This is a genomic window from Chryseobacterium sp. CFS2 (genome assembly GCF_036543225.1).
Lineage (GTDB): Bacteria > Bacteroidota > Bacteroidia > Flavobacteriales > Weeksellaceae > Chryseobacterium > Chryseobacterium culicis_A.
The window spans coordinates 341,846-361,764 of the sequence record NZ_JAZHQU010000003.1 but is presented as its reverse complement, the minus strand read 5'-3'; the positions used below and the strand labels follow the sequence as shown (position 1 = coordinate 361,764).

Annotated in this window: 17 protein-coding genes; 7 read left to right on the top strand and 10 right to left on the bottom strand. The window is 37.4% G+C overall.

Going from position 1 to position 19,919, the window contains the following annotated elements; translation table 11 throughout:
• The first annotated feature begins 2 nt into the window (after positions 1-2).
• Together ODR02_RS08505 and ODR02_RS08500 are read left to right on the top strand one after the other, a co-directional pair.
• A complete protein-coding gene (locus tag ODR02_RS08505; protein WP_309512130.1) occupies positions 3-1,406 on the top strand; it encodes a RagB/SusD family nutrient uptake outer membrane protein in 1,404 nt (467 codons plus the stop codon).
• A 16-nt stretch (positions 1,407-1,422) separates the two neighbouring features.
• Positions 1,423-2,301: a glycerophosphodiester phosphodiesterase family protein gene (locus tag ODR02_RS08500; protein ID WP_309512129.1), complete on the top strand. Its 879-nt coding sequence runs from the start codon at positions 1,423-1,425 to the stop codon at positions 2,299-2,301.
• Positions 2,302-2,847: 546 nt separating this feature from the next.
• On the opposite strand, the gene ODR02_RS08495 is transcribed toward ODR02_RS08500, so the two are convergent.
• Complete coding sequence (locus tag ODR02_RS08495; RefSeq protein ID WP_309512128.1) at positions 2,848-3,048, bottom strand: hypothetical protein; 201 nt, start codon at positions 3,046-3,048, stop codon at positions 2,848-2,850.
• Positions 3,049-3,130: 82 nt separating this feature from the next.
• Between ODR02_RS08495 and ODR02_RS08490 the strand changes: the two genes are divergently transcribed.
• The 5 genes from ODR02_RS08490 to pelA all read left to right on the top strand — a co-directional run bounded on the left by ODR02_RS08490 (position 3,131) and on the right by pelA (position 9,025).
• Positions 3,131-4,711: a hypothetical protein gene (locus ODR02_RS08490; RefSeq protein WP_309512127.1), complete on the top strand. Its 1,581-nt coding sequence runs from the start codon at positions 3,131-3,133 to the stop codon at positions 4,709-4,711.
• A 413-nt stretch (positions 4,712-5,124) separates the two neighbouring features.
• Entirely contained in the window at positions 5,125-5,712 is a 588-nt protein-coding gene (locus tag ODR02_RS08485) for a Crp/Fnr family transcriptional regulator (RefSeq protein WP_309512126.1), read from the top strand.
• 54 nt (positions 5,713-5,766) lie between these two features.
• Positions 5,767-6,450, top strand: a complete 684-nt coding sequence (locus ODR02_RS08480; RefSeq protein WP_309512125.1) for an MBL fold metallo-hydrolase — start codon at positions 5,767-5,769, stop codon at positions 6,448-6,450.
• A gap of 348 nt (positions 6,451-6,798) precedes the next feature.
• Positions 6,799-7,977 carry a DUF4861 family protein gene (locus tag ODR02_RS08475; RefSeq protein WP_209784597.1) on the top strand — a complete coding sequence of 393 codons (1,179 nt, stop codon included), beginning with the start codon at positions 6,799-6,801 and terminating at the stop codon, positions 7,975-7,977.
• Positions 7,978-8,005: 28 nt separating this feature from the next.
• Complete coding sequence (gene pelA / locus ODR02_RS08470; RefSeq protein ID WP_309512124.1) at positions 8,006-9,025, top strand: pectate lyase; 1,020 nt, start codon at positions 8,006-8,008, stop codon at positions 9,023-9,025.
• Positions 9,026-9,136: 111 nt separating this feature from the next.
• Here the strand turns inward: pelA and ODR02_RS08465 are convergent, their stop codons facing one another.
• From ODR02_RS08465 to ODR02_RS08425, 9 genes are all read right to left on the bottom strand, one after another.
• Complete coding sequence (locus ODR02_RS08465) at positions 9,137-10,243, bottom strand: pectate lyase family protein (RefSeq protein WP_309512123.1); 1,107 nt, start codon at positions 10,241-10,243, stop codon at positions 9,137-9,139.
• 474 nt (positions 10,244-10,717) lie between these two features.
• On the bottom strand, positions 10,718-11,056 hold the full coding sequence (locus ODR02_RS08460) for a cupin domain-containing protein (RefSeq protein ID WP_209784594.1): 339 nt from the start codon (positions 11,054-11,056) through the stop codon (positions 10,718-10,720).
• A 44-nt stretch (positions 11,057-11,100) separates the two neighbouring features.
• Positions 11,101-11,835, bottom strand: a complete 735-nt coding sequence (locus tag ODR02_RS08455; RefSeq protein ID WP_209784593.1) for a rhamnogalacturonan acetylesterase — start codon at positions 11,833-11,835, stop codon at positions 11,101-11,103.
• A 321-nt stretch (positions 11,836-12,156) separates the two neighbouring features.
• Entirely contained in the window at positions 12,157-13,137 is a 981-nt protein-coding gene (locus tag ODR02_RS08450; protein WP_309512122.1) for a pectinesterase family protein, read from the bottom strand.
• 16 nt (positions 13,138-13,153) lie between these two features.
• The gene (locus tag ODR02_RS08445; protein ID WP_309512121.1) at positions 13,154-14,062 is read right to left on the bottom strand and encodes an alpha/beta hydrolase; all 909 of its coding nucleotides are present in this window, start codon (positions 14,060-14,062) and stop codon (positions 13,154-13,156) included.
• 340 nt (positions 14,063-14,402) lie between these two features.
• Positions 14,403-16,070: a glycoside hydrolase family 28 protein gene (locus ODR02_RS08440; protein WP_309512120.1), complete on the bottom strand. Its 1,668-nt coding sequence runs from the start codon at positions 16,068-16,070 to the stop codon at positions 14,403-14,405.
• A gap of 1 nt (position 16,071) precedes the next feature.
• Positions 16,072-16,917: a rhamnogalacturonan acetylesterase gene (locus tag ODR02_RS08435; RefSeq protein WP_309512119.1), complete on the bottom strand. Its 846-nt coding sequence runs from the start codon at positions 16,915-16,917 to the stop codon at positions 16,072-16,074.
• Between the two features lie 49 nt (positions 16,918-16,966).
• Positions 16,967-18,601 carry a glycoside hydrolase family 43 protein gene (locus tag ODR02_RS08430; RefSeq protein ID WP_309512118.1) on the bottom strand — a complete coding sequence of 545 codons (1,635 nt, stop codon included), beginning with the start codon at positions 18,599-18,601 and terminating at the stop codon, positions 16,967-16,969.
• Between the two features lie 55 nt (positions 18,602-18,656).
• Complete coding sequence (locus ODR02_RS08425) at positions 18,657-19,910, bottom strand: glycoside hydrolase family 88/105 protein (protein ID WP_209784587.1); 1,254 nt, start codon at positions 19,908-19,910, stop codon at positions 18,657-18,659.
• Positions 19,911-19,919: the final 9 nt, after the last annotated feature.

Genomic DNA, 19,919 nt, shown 5'->3' with positions numbered 1-19,919 from the left:
TCATGAAAAAAATATTCTTTACAATATTCAGTCTTTCTGTGATGTTTTCTTGTTCGTCTGATCTTTTGGATGTAAATCCTGAAGCCCAGAAAGTTTCCTCACAATTCTATACCAATGCTTCTGAAATTGAGCAGGGAATTGTTTCAGTTTACGGAGCCCTTCAGTACACCGGACAGTATCAGCTGGCAATGCCTGCGTTGGGAGAATTGCCTTCTGACAACACGTATGATGAGGTTCCAGCCAATGATTCTTTTACGTATGGAGAGCTGGATTTTTTCACTATTCAGCCTAATAACAGCCTTATTGCAAGTACCTGGAAGGACAATTATGTTGGAATTCAGCAGGCGAATATTATTCTGACAAGGATTGGAAAAATCCCTGATATGACCGATGCCCTGAAAAATACGAGAACCGGAGAAATGAAGTTTCTGAGAGCGCTGATGTATTTTAATCTGGTAAGAATTTATGGTGATGTTCCATTGGTGTTAAAAGAAACCACGAATGTTAATGATTACTTTGGGCAGCCAAGAACGCCTGTCGCAGAAGTATATTCAGCAATAGAAAAAGATCTGAAAGAAGCGATTGATCTTTTACCAACCACCACAACGCAAAAGGGTAGAGTAACCAAAGGAGCGGCTTTGGGAATTTTGGGTAAAGTGCTTCTGACACAGAACAAGTTTGCAGAATCACTGACCTATTTAAGTCAGATTGAATCTTTAGGCTATCAACTTTTGACCGATGTCAATAAAATTTTTGATGTCACTAATAAAAATAATGCTGAAATTATTTTTGATGTACAGTTCACCTCCGGATTGAACGGAAATTCGGAAGGAAGTTCGGCATTTCAGATGTTCAGTCCTTCCGGATCAGTTTCCGGAGCGAAAGGCCATAATCTTCCCACCAAAGAAGTCTACAATCTTTATTTGGCGGGAGATACAAGGAGGTCTGCCTATATCGGACTTACGTCAAACGGAATTCCTTTCAGTAAAAAACTGGCGAAAACATCCAATACCATTGCCGATGGAGGAAGCAATTTTGTGGTGTTGAGATTGGCTGATGTTTTCCTGATGATGGCGGAATGTTTTGCGCAGCAGAATGATCTTACAACCGCAAATTTATATCTGAATAAAATTAAAACCAGAGCAGGTATTGCTTCTGTAAACCTCTCAACAAAAGAGACATTACTGAATGAAATTGACCGCGAGAGAAGGCTTGAATTTGTAGGAGAAGGACACCGATGGTTTGATCTCGTGAGGACAGGAAAGGCTATTTCGGTGATGACTGCTCATTTTAGTAATAATGCGGGATACAGCACAGCGCAGATTAAGCCATACCACCTTCTGATGCCGGTTCCGCAAGGTCAGATTAATACTGATCCGGCCATTAAACAAAATCCAGGATATTAATTTAACATTTGAAATTATGCTTAACAATAAACTATTACCACTTTCTCTTCTTATTTTTTCTTCTTTGTGTTTTGCCCAGCAAAAGAAAATCTCACTTTCCACTTTTCCAGACCGTAAAGTCATGGTAGTTGCTCACCGTGGTGATTGGAGAGAGGCTCCGGAAAATTCGGTGTGGGCAGTAAAAAAAGCCATTGAAAAAGGAGTCGATATGGCTGAGATAGATCTTGCCATGACAAAAGACAGTGTTTTGATCCTGATGCATGACAATACCATCGACAGAACGACAACAGGGAAAGGAAAACCGTCTGATTTTACATTAGCCGAGATTAAAAAACTCCATCTGAGAGACGGATTAGGAGTGGAAACCCAAATGAGTGTTCCTACTTTACAGGAAATTTTAGAGATTTCTGATGGAAAAATACTTCTGAATCTGGACAAAGGTTTTGATTATATAAAACAGGTATATCCTTTGGTGAAAAAACGAAATATGCTTGATCAGATTTTGTTTAAAGGTCATGAATCTTACTCAGAGTTCAATCAGAAATACGGTGATATAAAAAATGAAATTCACTATATGCCGATTATCCAGCTGGGGAAAGAGGAAGATCTGAAAAAAATCTCAGAGTACCTTAAGAGCTATAAAGTTTACGGTTTTGAATTTACAATCGGAACAACAGAAAAGAACCTGATTGATTTTAAAAAACTCAGAGAAAATAAGGTTAAAATCTGGGTGAATTCATTGTGGCCCCATCATAATGCCGGAAATAATGATGACCTGGTTCTGGATCATCCTACTATATATGACTGGTATATTCATAAAGGAGTCAACATTATCCAGACTGACCGCCCGAAAGAACTTATCCATTATTTGAAAAGTAAAAAACTTTATTTTTAAGAATTAGAAGAGCTGAAATATTCAATTTCAGCTCTTTTTATCTATTAAGTAGTTGTATAAAACTTTATTTACTATGATGGATTGTTCAGGATGATACTCAAAAAATTTACTTTGGAAATTGAAAGTTTAAGAAAAAAATAACTGGAATACGCCTTTTTTAGGACATTTTAACATATGTTTTATGATTTGTGTCATAAAACAAACACTATTTATTTCACTATATTTGGAATAATAAAGCTAACCATGTAATAAGCCAACATAAAAACTTGTTAAACTAAAAATTATTAAAGATTACCAAAGATTATGAAAGACTTATTTTCACTCAACGGGAAGAGGAAGGATTATGTTATCAGGCATTTTGAAAAAGAGATGTATCCATTGATAGAAAATGATAATTGGATTATCGTTATCATTAAAAAGTGGTACCATACCATGATTGTATCCTATTTGATTTGTAATGATTTAGTTGCTTTAACTATTGTAAGAACAAAATTCTCTCCATTTTACGAAAAATATACGGTACAGTAGTGCCTTGGTAAACTATTTTTATTTTTCAACCCATTCATTTTTCCAGAACAGACTTTTCAAAAACTGTCCTTCTTTTCTTAAATCCATTCTTTCCATCAGTTGAATGAAAGCTGTGAGCATATCCTTTACCATCCAGATTTGAAATATATTGGTTTGTGCATCTGAACGGGAATTTATAGTTGTGGATATTTTTCCACAAGCCAGTAAATGTATTTCCACGGCATCCGGAGATTCTTTACATCTATATTAGGATACCTTTACCCCATAATAATATCAATTAAGATATGTAAAACAATAATGAATGGTTAAAATTTATACAAAATTAATTGTAGCAGTGTTAGCTTTAAGCCCCACTTTTGCTTTAGCCCAAGGAGGAAATGTTGGTATCAATACTGCAAATCCAGGTTCCACGATGGATATCGCCGGATCATTAGCAGCAAATTATAATGCTGTCAATGCAAACTCTTATAATTTGAACTCATCAGATTTCCATGTCTCTTATAACGGGGGTTCCAATGCTGTTTTTAATCTTCCTTCTGCAATCAGTGGGGCTGGAAATTATAAAGGACGTATTTATAGGATTAAAAATAATACAAACTTTAGTATTACAGTAAATTCTGCACCTCCAGAGACTATTAATGGAAATCCCAATGTTCTTGTACCGGCAAATCAGAGTGTAGAATTAATCAATACCGGGCTTACAGGAGCTGCTTCTACATGGGAAATACTTTCAAAAGGAACTTCTTCTACAGGAGATTATATTGTTGTAAAACCAAATGCCATTCAAACAGTATCTACCGGATCGGATGTTACGTTTGGGTCTGTAATTGCAACCAATAACATTACTTATAATGCCGGTGTCTTTAATTTGAAAGCCGGGAAAACCTATGTACTCCGTTGCCAACTGCATGCTACAGAGTTCTCACTGGCTGGAGGTTTCTTTGTCTATGAATGGGTGGATGCTTCAAATAATTCTGTTCTTCCTTCCAGTACCACCGGTGTTGTTGATGCAATCAATAATTATCCTGCCACTACAATAGGAGGACAGCCAGAAGCCTATGCTATTTACAGACCTACGATTGATACCTCTGTAAAAGTAAGATTAGGAGGAGCAGGAACAGCTCAGTTGAATCCTCAAATAGGATTTATGACTGTTACAGAACTTGCAGGAGGTAACGGTAACGGAGGAACAACGATTATTAATAACAATATTACCGCAAGCAATGGTCTTACATTATCAGGTACAGATGTAAAGCTGGGAGGAACCCTTTCACAAGCTACAGATATTGCAATGGCGGGAAACAATTTAAGTATTAATGGTGCAGGGAAGGTCCTTATGGGAACCAATACAGTACCCTCGGGTGCAGCAGATGCAAAAGTTATTATTGATAATGGAACTACCAATGGAGCTCTTCAGATTAAAGATGGTACCCAGCAGCTGGGGTATGTACTCACAAGTGATGCCAATGGTTTAGCAACATGGTCATCCACTGTTACTACTGCATTTGCCAATAATTGGACACCCTATACCGGAACATTGATAAATCCTTATACGGGAGGAACGGGGGCTGCCGGATTGAATACGGGAATTCAGGTCACTATTCCTGCAAAGGGCTGGTATTTTTTCCGATGTGGAGTTGCTATCAATTCTGACTGTAATGATTACTTTTTTTATATTAATGGTATTGGTGATGTCTGGAGAAGCTACTGTGGATCAAACACTGCTGCATTCATGTTTCCAAGGGATCAGAACCGTGTATTATATTTTGCTACACCCGGAACCTATACTGTGTTAGCTGGTAAAACAAACGGAATAATTCCAGCTTCATTCAATGCCGGAAACCCTTCTTTTTACCTGGATTTTGTAAAATTCCAAAACTAATATAGCCGCTTTTTTATAGAAATAAATAGGTTCGGAGATTCTAAAAACACATAAAAAAATACTGCAGGGATTTATTCCTTGCAGTATTTTTTATGGATTAAAAATGCAACCCTTTTCGGTACTATGAAAAAGTAGCAATTTTATGTGATTTGTTCATAATAAAAAAGACAGGAAGAGCCAAAACTATCCTATAATTCCATTTTTACATTTCCTATAGATTTTCAATACAATAAATTAAAATGGGATGAAAGATACAGAGATAGCATCATAGATTCAAGCTACAGCAGAAACATTGCTCGTTTTGAGGACATCGATCCTTTTTTAATGTACAATAATTGTTAGTTTTGTATCCTGGGTTTGTTGAGTAACCCATAGACGGTTAAGTAGAAATAAAATAATAAAAAGAGTGCGAAATGACTGACGTATTTGAAAATTACCTATCCACCATAGGAGGATTATCAGCTGAGGAAATTACCTTTGCTGAGAAGTTCTTCAAACCGATCAGTTTAAAAAAAGGTGATTTTTTTATTCGTGAGGATGAGCCCTGCCGTTATATAGGATTTGTCGCCAGTGGCTCTGTAAAAGCATATGCCACCGATAAAGAAGGAAGGGAAAATATCACCTGCTTCAAGTTTGAAAATGAATTTGCCACTTCCTTTCCTGAGTTTATGGCACAGGAAAAATCCAGAAGGAGTATCAGGGCTATTGAGGATAGCATAATCTATAGGATAAGCTACCTGGACTATCAGTATCTGCTTGGTCAGTTGGCCACTTTGAACGAAGTGATAAAATTGGTGATGGAGCAGGAGTATATCCAAAAGGAACGTTATATGCTGAATTATAATAATAAGTCGGCTGTGGATAAATATCTTCATGTCTTATCTAGTGAACCGATCCTCGTTCAGCGTGTAACAACGCAGGATCTGGCATCGTATCTGGGCATTACGCAGCGATCACTTACACGGGCGAAGGGACAAATCCACCGGCCCAGTATATTATAGGACAAATGTCCTTATGCAGCCCTGATCAGCGGTGTAGATTTGCACAAAAAAACTATGTTACGTCAAATTGCTCCCGAGGTATTCCAGATTTCACTGATGCCACGAAATAGTATCAACTGCTATATTATCGAAGGTGTATTGATAGATTCCGGAATACGGAGTTCATATACCACTATTAGGAAAGCTCTCCAGAAAATCCCCGTTTATCAACATGTACTGACCCATGCCCATGCAGATCACCAGGGCTGCAGCGATCAGATATGCGCTGAGTTCGGAATACCTTTACTCTGTCATCCTGATGAAGTTTTGAGAACCGAAACAGGTAGGGTAACCAATGACTATCCAACTCCCCGGCATTGGGTAGCAAAGCTTCAGCAAAAGTACTGGGCAGGGCAGGGACACAAAGTAGATCAGACAATCGTTGAAAATGATAAGATCGGAAACTTTCGGGTAATAGAGACTCCCGGACATTCGGCAGGTCATATTTCTTTATTCCGTGAGCGAGATGGCGTACTGATCATCGGAGATGCAGCGACAAATATGAACCTGCTCACAACAGCAACGGGTCTCCGGCTTCCACCAAACATATTCACCTCAGATCAGCAGCGTAACATCAAATCGCTTCAGAAACTGGCAGAACTGAATCCTGCCATACTCTGTTTCGGTCACGGACCAGTCATGCAAAATAAAGATCGGAAGTTTGAGGAATTTGTAGCTCAATGCAGCGTTTTTGTTTAATAAAAATAAGCTGTGCGGTAAATTACGGATTGAATGTGCTTTATGCAGGCTTCATTCATATGGTGTTATTTTTGTTCATATACTAAAGGTTCTATGAAATAAATGGTTATCAATTGTTTATCCGTGATGTTGATTATTTTCTGTCGAAATAAAAATGACACTGTTTTTTTAAAATGGTGTCATTTGGTTTTATTAAATTTTAAATTATTTACAGGATTATGATGGATGAATTGAAGAATATGACCATTTATGAGCTATTAGCTACCATTGCCTATGATGAAACTGTAAGTTTATAATCTCTATATTGAAAATATTTTCTATTTTTGGAGAAACTGTAGACCTCTATGTATGAATAAAGTAAGTTTTAAATTAATTTGCGCAATCGATTGCATTTTTTCTTGTTTTTTATATGCTCAAAGATCTGTAAAGATTGTTAATCCTTTGGATGTTTCCAGAAGTGAGGTAGTGGCAATTCCCAGGACTATGCTGAAGTCATTTTTACATAAAAACAGGGAGGAGGAACTTAGAATAAAAGATGCAAAAGGGAAATGGTTACCAATTCAATGGATAGATTATGATGGTGATGGAAAAAATGAAGAATTACTTTTTCTGGTAAATATTGATGCAGGAAAAACCAATGTATACACTATTATTGCGGATGGGAGCGTTCAAATCCCAGAAATCGGAATTTCTACCTATTCGAGATTAGTCCCGGAAAGAGTAGATGATTACGCCTGGGAAAATGATAAAATTGCTTTCAGGGTTTATGGTCCGAAAGGCCAGCAGGAAGCTTTGCAGGGAATAAAAAGCAGTACACTCTCAAGCGGTGTGGACATCTGGCTGAAAAGAACAGACCAGCCTGTTATCAACAAATGGTATAAAGGTTATCTTACAGATCCCATGTATTATCATAAAGATACAAGAGGGGAAGGCTATGATCCTTACCATGTGGGAAACAGCAGAGGAACAGGTGGAATTGGAATCTGGAAAAATGAAAAACTTCAGGTTTCCCAAAACTTTGTTACTTCCAGAACAATTGCTGAAGGTCCTTTAAGAACAGTTTTTGAACTGACTTATCAGCCATGGAGTGAATATGAAGTGAAAGAAACCAAAAGAGTTTCTTTGGATCTGGGTTCCAACTTTTCTAAGTTTGAATCTGTTTTTGAATCAGAAAAACCTGTTCCTAATTATACTATCGGAATTTCGCTGCATAAAAATGAAGGAAAAACCCAACTGAATGATCAAGACGGATATTATCTTCACTGGGAGAAAATAGACGATGCTTTTGTGGGAGAAGGAATTGTTGTAAACCCGAAAATTGTTGAAAAATCAATCGCTTTTACCTCAAATATTCCTGATGAAAGTAATTTGTATGTTGTAACCAAACCTTCAAAAGTCTTAACGTATTACGCCGGATTTGCATGGCAGAAAAGCGGGCAGGTTCATACAGAGAAGGACTGGGAGAAAATGCTTCAGAAGCAGGCTCGGATCATTGCAAAACCATTAGTAGTGGAAGTAGGAGAATAATGAAGTGGTAATTTTTAAATAATATAAAATGAATCTAAAAATATACACATTGGCATTAGGACTGCTGTCAGTAACTTATTCTGCCCAGATTAAGGATACTCTGGCGGAGAAAATGCTGATCTATCAGCTTCCTAATGGTGGTTGGGGAAAACAACTGGAAGATAAGTCGGTGGTAAACTATAGTCTGTCGATTGATAAAAACCTTTTAAGAAAGATAAAATCTACCGGGGATGATCATGCAACTATTGATAATAATGCAACATCCAGAGAAATCAACAGCTTGATTAAAGCGTACGCAACAACCAAAAACCCAGATTATTTAAAAGCTGCGGAAAAAGGAATCAGTTATCTCCTTCTGATGCAGTATGATAATGGAGGATTCCCGCAGTATTATCCCAATACGGGGCTTTATAGAAAGCAGGTGACTTATAACGATAATGCGATGATCAATGCTCTTACTGTTTTGTACAATGCTGCGGAAGGCACGAATAATTTTGATGTGATTTCATCTTCTTTAAAAGAAAAATCAAAAATAGCTGTTCAGAAAGGTATTGGATGTATTTTGAAAACTCAGGTAGTCCAAAAGGGAAATCCTTCCATCTGGGCAGATCAGTATCATGAAATTACATTGCAGCCGGATAAGGCAAGAGCTTTCGAGCCTGTTTCACTAGCCACCGGAGAATCGGTAGGAATTATAAGGTTTTTGATGCAGCAGTCCGTGACTCCTGAGATTGAAAAATCAATAAAAGCAGCAGTAGCATGGTTTAAGCAGAATAAAATTGAGGGATATAGCTACAATGTTACCAAACAGAATGGTAAAGCAGTTAGAGTATTGGCTGAAGATAAAAATTCCGTGATCTGGGCAAGATTTTATGATATTCATACCAATAAACCTTTGTTTGGAGACCGCGATGGCAGTGTAAAGTATAATTACAATGAAGTTTCGGAAGAAAGAAGAAACGGATACAGCTGGTTTGGTGATTTTGCAGAAAAGCTTTTAGCCAAGGAATACCCGAAATGGCTGGAGAAAAATAAACTAAGTGAATAATTGATCTTAACAGAAGCGGGTTTAGGCCCGCTTATTTTTTGTAAAATAAAAAGAGCATCTCATTTCTGAGACGCCCTATTCCTTTTATTATTGTTGTTATTAAGCCTTCTTTTAAAACTGATCACAGACATTTCCTCCTAAAGTAGCACCTGCATTAGCCGTTACATCTGCTTTCACATCTGCCACGTTAAGTTTTGTGATACTGTATGGCGGAGTGAATGCCGTTCCGCTTCCTGCTGTATTTCCGGTAACATTGATGAAACTGCTTCCGGATTGGGTTACCGCGGTAAATCCACTCATCAGATTGATAGGCTCTTTTACATTTTCAAAAACATTTCGTTCTACCAGAATATTCGCCTGTACTCCGGCAGCAATACATTTGTTGCTTACGGAACTGTTGAAATAGCTATTCAGGATATGAATTTTACCAAATCGTACTCTCGGCATACGCTCTCTGCATCCAGGTGCCCACCAGCATCTGACAAAAGTTACATTCAGTTTTCCGGCATCAGCAGTTGCTCCGTCGCTGGATCCGATAAGGTTCGAGAATCTGTGGTCATCCGTTCCCCCCGAACCTCCAGGTTTTGGAGCTTTCAGATAATGAAATTTGGTATAGGAAACCGTAATATAGTCGGATTTGTTTTTAATGTCGAAATTTCCATCTACACCATCTCTGAATTCGCAGTGGTCTATCCATACATTTCGGCAGTCATCCAGAATAGCGTTATCCCAACCATCGATGTCATAAGCACCCGGACCTTCAAAAATCAGGTTTCGGATAATAATATTATTGCACCTTTTAATATTGATAATGCCTGAACCATCTTTGGTCTGGTTTGTAGAAACCAGTTTGGCTCCGCTTGTTCCATAAATTGTTTTTCCTGTTTGATCCTGAAGTGATAAACGGGTAGTGATGGTAATGGTTCCGGTTACTTTGATCACTTTCACAGCTGTATTTTCAATAGCAGCTTTTAACTGAGCGTAGTTGGAAACGGTTGTTTCGGCTGCTGTTCCGCCACCGGTTGTTCCGCCGTTTTGAGAAGCCCATCCCGGAGCTACGCAATTGGCCAGAGGAACAATCTTTTGTGTAAGCGAGTTTTTAATGTTGAGTTCGCTTTGTGCAAGGTCGTTGTTGATTTCTTCCTGACCACATCCGGTTAAGGCAAAAGCAGAGCTTAGAGCGGCTGATAACAGAGCCGCTTTGAACGTTGTTTTCATAGTTTATATTTTGTGATTTGTTCTGGTGTAAAATTATAGTATTAATATTAAAGTATTTTATATTTTACTATATTGATATTTATATAATTATAATGTTAAATATTTTATTTGATCAATCGGTTGCATTTTATATTTTATTTAAAAATTTGTTTATTGTTTTAAACTGGTAGCTAAAAATGACAGTATTTTATATTTTTAATGCTTTGTTTTTGTAGGATTATCGCAAAGGCGCAGGGATATTTCGGATTTGCACAATGTGAAATATCAGGCAAATGAGTGTTATTTTTTTTCTCATAGATTTTACAGATTTCGCGGATCTTTTCATGATGATCGGCTCAACTTGCAAAACCTGAAGAAACTCATAAAATATTTGTTGTTCAATTTTATCGGAGATAAGATCTTTGCGTCTTAAAAACGGATAGTATTTCAAAAAAACCTTACTCCTTTGCGTCTTTCCAATCTCTATTTACCTTATTAAACAAGAAAATCTTCCCGAAAAGGTGTAAATGAATCAATGAGCTTTCCTTCTTCAATACATTTCACCCCATGGAAAATATTGGGCTGTGCAAAAAATCCATCTCCTTCCTGTAAGATTTTTGTTTCATCATCTACTGTAACTTCAAACTTTCCGGAAGCCACATATGTGATCTGGGAATGAAAATGCTGATGCAAAGTTCCTACAGCATTTTTTTCAAATTTTACAATCGCCATCATTATCTGGGAATTATATCCAACAAACTGCCTGGAAATACCATTTCCTAAATCTTCCCATGCCGTGTTCCTATCGAAGAAAGGTTCTTTTTTGAAATCCATTTTATCTTTTTAATTAAAATTTTGTGCAATCTGTACAATTCGTATTATTTAATATACTTCTCTAAGCCTATTTTCAGATCTTTCAAAGAAGTTACAGCCAGTTTTGCAATAGATGCTGCCCCCAGCTTTGATAAATGGGTATCGTCATCTTTTCCTTCCGGATAATAAGGTTCATCACCTTTTTTATAATGCAGATGCAGTTTTTTTGAATTTTCCGGACCATAAGAAATTTCCAGCTGCTCTGACAATAATTGTAAATCCACAAAAGGAACTTTAAGATCATTGGCAACCATTCTGACCACCAAAGGATATTCTTTATGTGTATCCACCAAAACACCGTTCTCATTAAAGTTTCTTCTGACAATAGACGTCATCAGAATAGGAATAGCACCTTTTGATCTCGCTTCAGTTACGTATCTTTCAAGATTGGCTCTGTATTGAGTATACGGATTGGTAAATCGTACCGAGTCATTGATTTTCTGGTCATTATGTCCAAACTGGATGATCACAAAATCCCCCTTTTTAAGCTGATTCATCACTTTATTCCATCTTCCTTCCGTTCTGAAGCTTTTTGAACTTCTCCCGTTAGTTGCATGATTCTGAATAGAAATTCCGGAGGTAAAAAGAGAGGGAAGCATCTGCCCCCAGCCATGTTCCGGGTTTTTATCCGGATTTTCTTTATTGGCCATTGTTGAATCACCAATCAGAAATAGAGTAGGTTGCTGTGCATAGGTGATGATGGAAAGGAAGAAGATAAGAAGGGTAAGTTTTTTTTTCATGTTTATTTTATTTAGTATAATTCTTTTGTATTGAAACAAAAGAATCAAAAATTCAAGACTGGGAATCTTCCGCTAAAAATTAATTCTATTCTCTAAAAATTCTAAACTCGTGCGAATTCGATTTTTCTTCTTCGGGTCATTACTGGTGTCGCACTCAAACAATAGAATTTTCTTAACGTTCACAGAAATAATTTTTTTAACGCTTCATATTCCAATGTCAATGGGATAGAAAAATTGGTCATTATTTTTCATTTGCTTTTTTATTTAAATATCTTCTGTATATTGGATATTACTTATTACCTATTACCTATTGCTTATTGCTTATTGCTTATTATTTATGTTAGGGTTCCAGCCATCAAATATTTTTTCCAGAGTGTAATTTTTCAGGTCTTTTTTGGTTAGCTGATGAGACCAGCTTACGCGTTTTGAAGAATTTCCTCCTTCGCCTTTACTGCCGGATTCTGCATAATAAGTTGTTTTTTCTTTATCGGGAAACATTTTATCTCCTTTCCAGGGATTCCAGCCTTCGGGCAGAATGTGTTTTCCCATTTCCGTATTGATAAAAACTGTTTTAGCATAAGGTCTCCACGGCCTTCCGAGATAAACTTTAGATACCTCATCTTTAGCAACAAGCTTACAATCGAAAAAAACAAATCCATATTTTCTGTCAATTTCCGTGGCGGCAGCAGTGATGTAAGAATCGGCTAAGCTTTTAATCGTACAGTTTTTAAAAACAACGGTTGCCTGTCCGAAAATAAAATCGGTAGTTCCTTCTATATAACAGTTTTCAAAATACTGTCTGCTATGGTTGGTTGCAGCATAAAAAGTGTCCTGACAACCAATAATATCAGCGTTTTTCATTACAAAACGATCTCCTTCTACATGAAGAGAAACCGCTTGTCCTTCATTGCATGAACTGTTTTGAACGGTCAGGTTACTGATTTTGATATCATCACCCATTACCAGAAGAGTATAGGAGTTGAAAGTCGTCATCTTTTCATGAAAAGCATCTGGTTTTCCGGAGAAATCATTGTTGGTAATTATCGTATTGTTTCTGTTTTCCCCTTCCAGTGTGATCTTATGCTTCGAAGAAGGAATAACCACTTTTTCATGATAAATCCCAGCTTTGATTTTAATTAAAGCTTCTGCTGGTCCAAGATCTCTTACTGAATTGATTGCTTTCTGAATGGTGGTAAAATCTCCGCTTCCATCCTGAGCCACTGTAACGCTGATGTAAGGTTTGCTCTGTGCCCATAAAAACTGTACGATTGGCAGGAACAGAATTACAAATAATTTTTTCATAAGATCCGGTTAAAAATTATTTCAACACTTTATTTAAAAAATCAACAGTATAGTTCAATGTTTCAGTGAACCATGGTTCTGCCGACCAGAATGAATGTGGTGAATCTTTAATTTCATGAAATTCAGTAGGGATGTTGTAAGCCTTTAGTTTTTTCATCATATCATCTCTTCCGGCATGAAACCTGGGTTGAGAGCTGTTGATAAAAAGAGTAGGCGGAGTATTTTTATCAACATATTCCAGCGGTGAAGCTTCTGTCCAGTTTTTGAGATTGGTATTCCGGTCTCCATCCAGCCAATAGGAAGCGTAGGTACTTTCCTCAGCTTCAGGATGAATGAACGAAACAATTCCATCAACATTGATGATTGCCTTTATTTTGTTTTTGGCTTTTACACCTACCAGGGTTGCCATCTGTGCACCGGCAGATTCACCAAAAACCACCATTTTATTTTTATTTAAAGAATATTTTCTGTGATTTTTTCTGACCCATTGAATAGCTGTTTCGATATCTTGAATACCTGCAGGATATTTGGCAATATCAGCAAGACGGTAGCCAACAGCTATGACTACAAAACCTTTTGATGCCAGCTCCATTGCCATATATTTTTCATTGTCCTTGCTTCCGGAAATCCACCCGCCACCGTGAACCATTGCAATTCCTGCATGCTTTTTTGAATCATCAAGAGGGTAGTATACATCGGCTTTTAATGATGAATCATTGATGTTTTTGTATTCAATATCCTTGTCGATTTTAATATTTGGAGGAACCGGGCGATCAATAGGGGTAATAGAGGGATATTTTTTCTTTAATTTTTCAAAAGTTCCTTCATTGGTGTAAGGAGTAGCATTCGGTCTGCTTACCTGCCCGAATGCCATCGTCCCTACGAAGAAAATAGAAATATAAGTATGTCTTTTGTTAAAAATCATTTTGTCAGATTTTTACATTGAACCATTAAGAATCTTAAGCTATTAAGATAAATGAAGAAAATCCTTCTGATTTTTTAGAGGAACTTTTAGTGTAAAATCCAGCTTAATATTCTTAAAGATTTAATTCATCTTAATGGTTTTATAATTGTTTATAAATGTTGGAATACGCAAAGGCGCAAATTTTTTATTCTTTATTTTGGTTATAAGGCGCAAGAATATTTCGACTTCGCTCAATATGAGATTTTCAGCAAAATGAGAGGCTTTCAATTTTATCGAAGATAGAATCATTGCGTCTTAAAAATACTGTTAATTTAATTTTTTGCGTCTTTGCGATAATCAACTATTTTACTGAGTTCTTAGCTACCTCTGTTCCTATAGAAACAGCGCTTTTATCAGATAGTAAATCTTTAGGTACAGCTACTGCTCCGGTTTTGTTTCCTAAAACTTTGATGTAAGGCTTGATTGGTGATTCGAATTTCACAGTAGACAGGTTAATGTTTTTACTGTTATAAACCGTTGCTCCCGTTCCTTCAGTGTATTTCAGGGTTACATTCTTTAACTGGATTCCATCTGCATCAACAATTGTCAGTGCTTTTTTTGTATCAAATTTTGAATCTTCAATTACAATATTTTTAAGGTTCATTTCAGCCAGACCAAACAGGCTAATAGCTTCATAAGAATTAACGGCATTGATGTTTTTAAAGAAGATATTTCTGAAAACCGGAGTTTCTTCCGTTACAGGATAAACTTTTTCCGGGGTTTTATTTCCTTCCTGTTTTTGCCCCTCTTCTAAAACCGGGGAAGAACCTTCGTAAAACATATTGAAACCAATCGTTTGGGTAGGAATATTAATCATATCAATATTTTTAATGTAAATATTTTCTACAATTCCGCCTCTTCCACGGGTTGTTTTAAAACGAAGCCCGATATCTGTTCCGATAAAAGTACAGTCGGAAACATGAATATTTCTGGCACCTCCGGACATTTCACTTCCCACAACAAATCCTCCATGGCCATGATACACTACATTGTTTTTGATGATAACATTTTCAGTAGGCATTCCTCTTTTTCTGCCATCCTCATTTTTCCCGGATTTGATACAGATAGCATCATCACCTACATCAAATGTATTATCATAGATCAAAACATTTTTGCAGGATTCCAGATCTACACCGTCACCATTTTGAGAGAACCATGGATTTCTTACGGTAAGATTTCTTAGGATTACATTGGAGCACATTAATGGATGAAGATTCCACGCCGGGGAATTCTGGAAGGTAGGACCATCTAACAATACTTTGTCACAACCCACCAGACTCACCATCACCGGGCGCAGAAAGTCTTTTACTGTGTTGAGTTCGTCTTTTGAGATCTTATCAGGAACATTGAAGCTTGAGCTGCTTTCAAATCCTTTTTTATAACTTTCTGAAGGATACCATGTTTTGCCATCGGAAGATAATATTCCCCCTGATTTTATGATTTCTTTCCATTCAGATTCTGCAACTTTACTTTTTTTGATGGCTCTCCATGCGTCACCACTTCCATCAATGACTCCTTTCCCTGTAATGGCAATATTCGTAGCATTTTTTGCGGAGATAGGAGACTGGCATCGAATGGTATTGAGCCCTTCAAAACTTACATCTAGCAAAGGATAATCATTTTTATCTTTACTGAAAATAATGAAAGCGCCTTCTTCCACATGAAGATTGATGTTGCTTTTTAATTCAATAGGTCCCGTGAGCCACATTCCTCTGGGAACTACCAGTTTTCCGCCTCCTTTTTTACTAAGGTCTTCAATGGCTTTTTTGAAAGCGGCCGTATTTTTTACATTTCCACCTGAGATTCCTCCAAATTGTGTGATGGAAACTGTTTGGGCAGGAAAAGAGGTTTCTGCAACCTGAGGCATTGTAAACTCAATGTTTTTGTAAATATCCAGGTTCTGGGCAAAAGCCTGCCCCGAAAACATCATTGCTGTGGCTAAACCTATAATTGTAAGTGACTTCTTCATGTTATTTTTTTTGAGTTTTAATTATTTTTTTAAATTCCTGATAGACCAAAGAGGCGACTGCTTTTGCTCCTTCAGGCTGAAAGTGGGTATTGTCTTTCTGTCCTTTTGGATAAGCTTCATATGTATTTTCCGGAAGATTCATAAAATAATGATTCGTTGTAAAATCCTGTCCTTTTTTAGTAAAATACTCCATGGATAGCTTGTTTAAATCAATATAAGGAACGTTCATTTCTTTAGCTATATCCATAGGAGCCTGCCAGTATTCACCGTGTACATTTTCAAGTTTTCCGTCTTTCCAGGGGTAATTTCTGGCTACAGGAGTTACAATAACTGGATTTCCTCCTTTCTGTATCGTCTGAGAAACGAATAACCGTAAAAATTCCTTATATCCCTGAATATTCACATAACGTTCAGGATGCTTTTCAGAACTATCGTTATGTCCGAACTGCATGATCACATAATCATTAGGCTGAAGATGCTCATACACATAACGCCATCTTCCTTCCTGGAAAAAAGTTCGTGTGCTTCTTCCGCCATGAGCCCTGTCAATAACCGCCACAGAATCAGTTTTAATAATGGGCTTCAGAGATTGTATACTGTCTTTCACAAAAAATGGCTGAAAGACCTGTCCCCAGCCTGTAATGGGATACCGCACTTTCATATAGTCTTTTCCTGGATCATAATTTCCTGTATAATCAGCCATTGTGGAATCTCCGATGAGGTAAATATGGGTTACTTTTCTATCTGTTTTTATTGCCGTTTTTTGTGCTTTATCCTGTGACTGACAGGCTGACAGAACCAGGGCACTTGCTAAAAATAAAACGGGTTTATATATTCTTTTCTTCATGACTCTTTTTGTTGGATAATCGGAAAGGCATCATTTTTTATTCTCTACTTTATTTCTTAGTAACTCTGAACCAGTCAAAATCCGCATATCCTCCTCTTGGTGCTTTTGCCGTACTGATGCTATAAAGCCCTACTTTTGCTCCAATCCATTTTCCCGGTTTTGCCTGGAAAACTTCACCTGCTTTGATGAAATTTTTACCATTTTCACTGTAACTGAACTGGCATAGACCATTAGGCTCATTTACATTGACTTTCAAATAAACTTCATTACTTTTTAATAGAGTTTCAAATAGTATTTTTTCTTCTCCGCCTTTTTCTGCCTTTCTTAGTTGTACATAATAACCGTCAGGTTTGTTGGTGATGACCAATGACGCATGGTCTAGTCCCATGATCAATAATCCTGCAGTCTTGCCATCCTTAGCTTCTTCGGGAACTAATTTTACCTTTGTTGTGGCAGTAAAATTCGGAGCCGGGAATTTTTGGGTTAACAGATTCGGTACATTCCACATATTTTTTTCACCTTCCGGAACTTTTATAGAGAAGAGTCTTAAAAATTGTTGTCCGGGAAGTTTGGAAGACCATACAATATTTTCATTCGCGCTCCATTGCCACTGTAATCCTAATTTTTCACCGTCAAATTCATCAGTTTCCGGAGGAGTTGAAACAGGGTAGAGTTGTCCAACATCCGGTTTTTTATGGGTTGAAACAGGTTCGCCTATTCCATTTTTATTATAATCTACTCCCATTACAGGCCAATCTTTTTCCCATTTCATAGGCTGTAGATGAACAATTCTTCCGCCGGTATCCACATCCTGAAAATGATAAAACCAGTCTTCACCGGAAGGAGTATTTACCCACGCTCCCTGATGAGGTCCGTTAATGGTTGTTGAGCCCTGTTCCAATACTATTTTTTCTTCATAAGGGCCATAGATATTTTTTGATCTCAGCGCAAGCTGCCAACCTGTTGCTACACCGCCTGCCGGAGCAAAAATATAATAATAGCCGTTTCTTTTATATAGTTTAGGCCCTTCCACGGTAGGATGAGCATCATGACCGTCAAATACATGAATACCTTTATCCAGAACTTTTGTCCCTTCAGGATTCATTCTGTTAAGAGTTAGAATACTTTTTACTCCTGCACGGCTTCCCGCCCAGCCATGAATCAGGTAGGCATTGCCGTCTTCATCCCAGAACGGACAGGAATCTATTAATCCTTTTCCATCCATTACCAAAACCGGTTTTTCCCAGGTTCCTAATGGATCTTTGGTTTTCACCATATAAATTCCAAAATCCGGATCTCCCCAATAAATATAAAATTCTCCTTTATGAAATCTGATACTGGGTGCCCAAACTCCGTCACCTCTTTTCGGGGTTGAGAAATGTTCCTGAGGAAGGATGTCCTGAATGGCATAATTAACCAATTTCCAGTTGATCATATCTTTGGAATGAAGGACAGGAAGTCCCGGAGTTTCATTAAAGCTGGATGCAGTCATATAATAATCGCTGCCCACACGGATCACATCTGGATCGGAGTAGTCTGCATATAAAACAGGATTTCTGTAGTTTTTTCCCTGATCAGCAGTCCATACTTCGGAAACATAGTTTTTCTCCTGTGCCTGAAGGTATGCTGATGCTACTGAACATGCTGTGACGGCAATGATATTTACAATACTTTTTGTCTTCATAGAATCAATTAAACATTAAAGTTATCTTGACTTTTTTTGAGAATTTCTCAATTTTTTACTTTTCAAATTCTAAACTGGCAAGAATAAACGGACCAGTTCCTTTCGGATCATTGGAACGGACTTCTTCATTCACGTAATATTCGTAAGAACCACTTCTGTAAGGTGTTCCGCCCAATCCTGCCACAGCGCAGCATTTATTTAAGCTGACAACGCCGTTTTCATCTACTGTTATCAGGTTTTTGATAATGCCATCGTATCCTTTTTTCGCATATGTTTTATACGATTTGGGTAAATATCCTTTGTTGACGGACTTTATCATGGTGTATACAAACATAGATGAGCCAGTAGCTTCCAGATAATTTCCTTTTTCTCCGCCTTTATCCAATACCTGATACCAAAGTCCTGTTTTGGAATCCTGTACTTTGATGACCGCATCACAATATGATTTTAAATAGGAAAGTAGTTTTGCTCTTCCGGGATGATTCTGAGGCAAATAGTCTAAAACATCTACGATAGCCATTCCGTACCAGCCCATTGCTCTTGACCAGAAATTGGGTGAAAGACCTGTTTCTTTGTTGGCCCATTGCTGTTGACGGCTTTCGTCCCAGGCGTGATAGAGCAGGCCTGTTTTTTTGTCTAAAAGATGCTTCTGAATCAGTTCAAACTGATTGATGATATCACTGTATGCCTTTTCAGCTTCTTCTCCTTTTGAAAAATAATGAGTGTAGTGTGCATAAAATGGTTCACCCATATATAATCCATCCAGCCACATCTGGTTGGGATAAATTTTCTTATGCCAGAATCCACCCTCTGAAGTTCTTGGCTGGCCGTCTATCTGAGAACGCAGGGTTTGTAAAGCTTTTAAATATTTATCTTTTTTTTCCTGCTGGTAAAGGTAGAGAAGAACATTTCCGCAATTCAGCATATCAATATTGTACTTGGAAAGATCGTAAGAAACGATGCTTCCATCTTCTTTCACCATCGTATCACCGAAGGTTGTTATATACCTGTAATATTCTTTGTTTCCGGTTTTTTCGTATAATCTTTCGGCACCTTCCAGAACGATGGCTGTGGGATAGCTCCATTTCGGAGCTTTGTTGTAATCCAGCATCCATGCCTGAGGAAAGCGTTGTATTTCAGAAAGAAGCATTCTTTCCGACCATGGAAGTTTGGCTGAAACTTTTCCGTTTACTTGTGATTGTATTTCAGATGAAGAATTTTGCAACGGTTGTTGTGCGCAGGAAAAAAAGAGTCCTGAACATACTGCTGCCAATGCATAGATTGTTATAGAATTATTAATAAAGTTCATAAGTTTAAA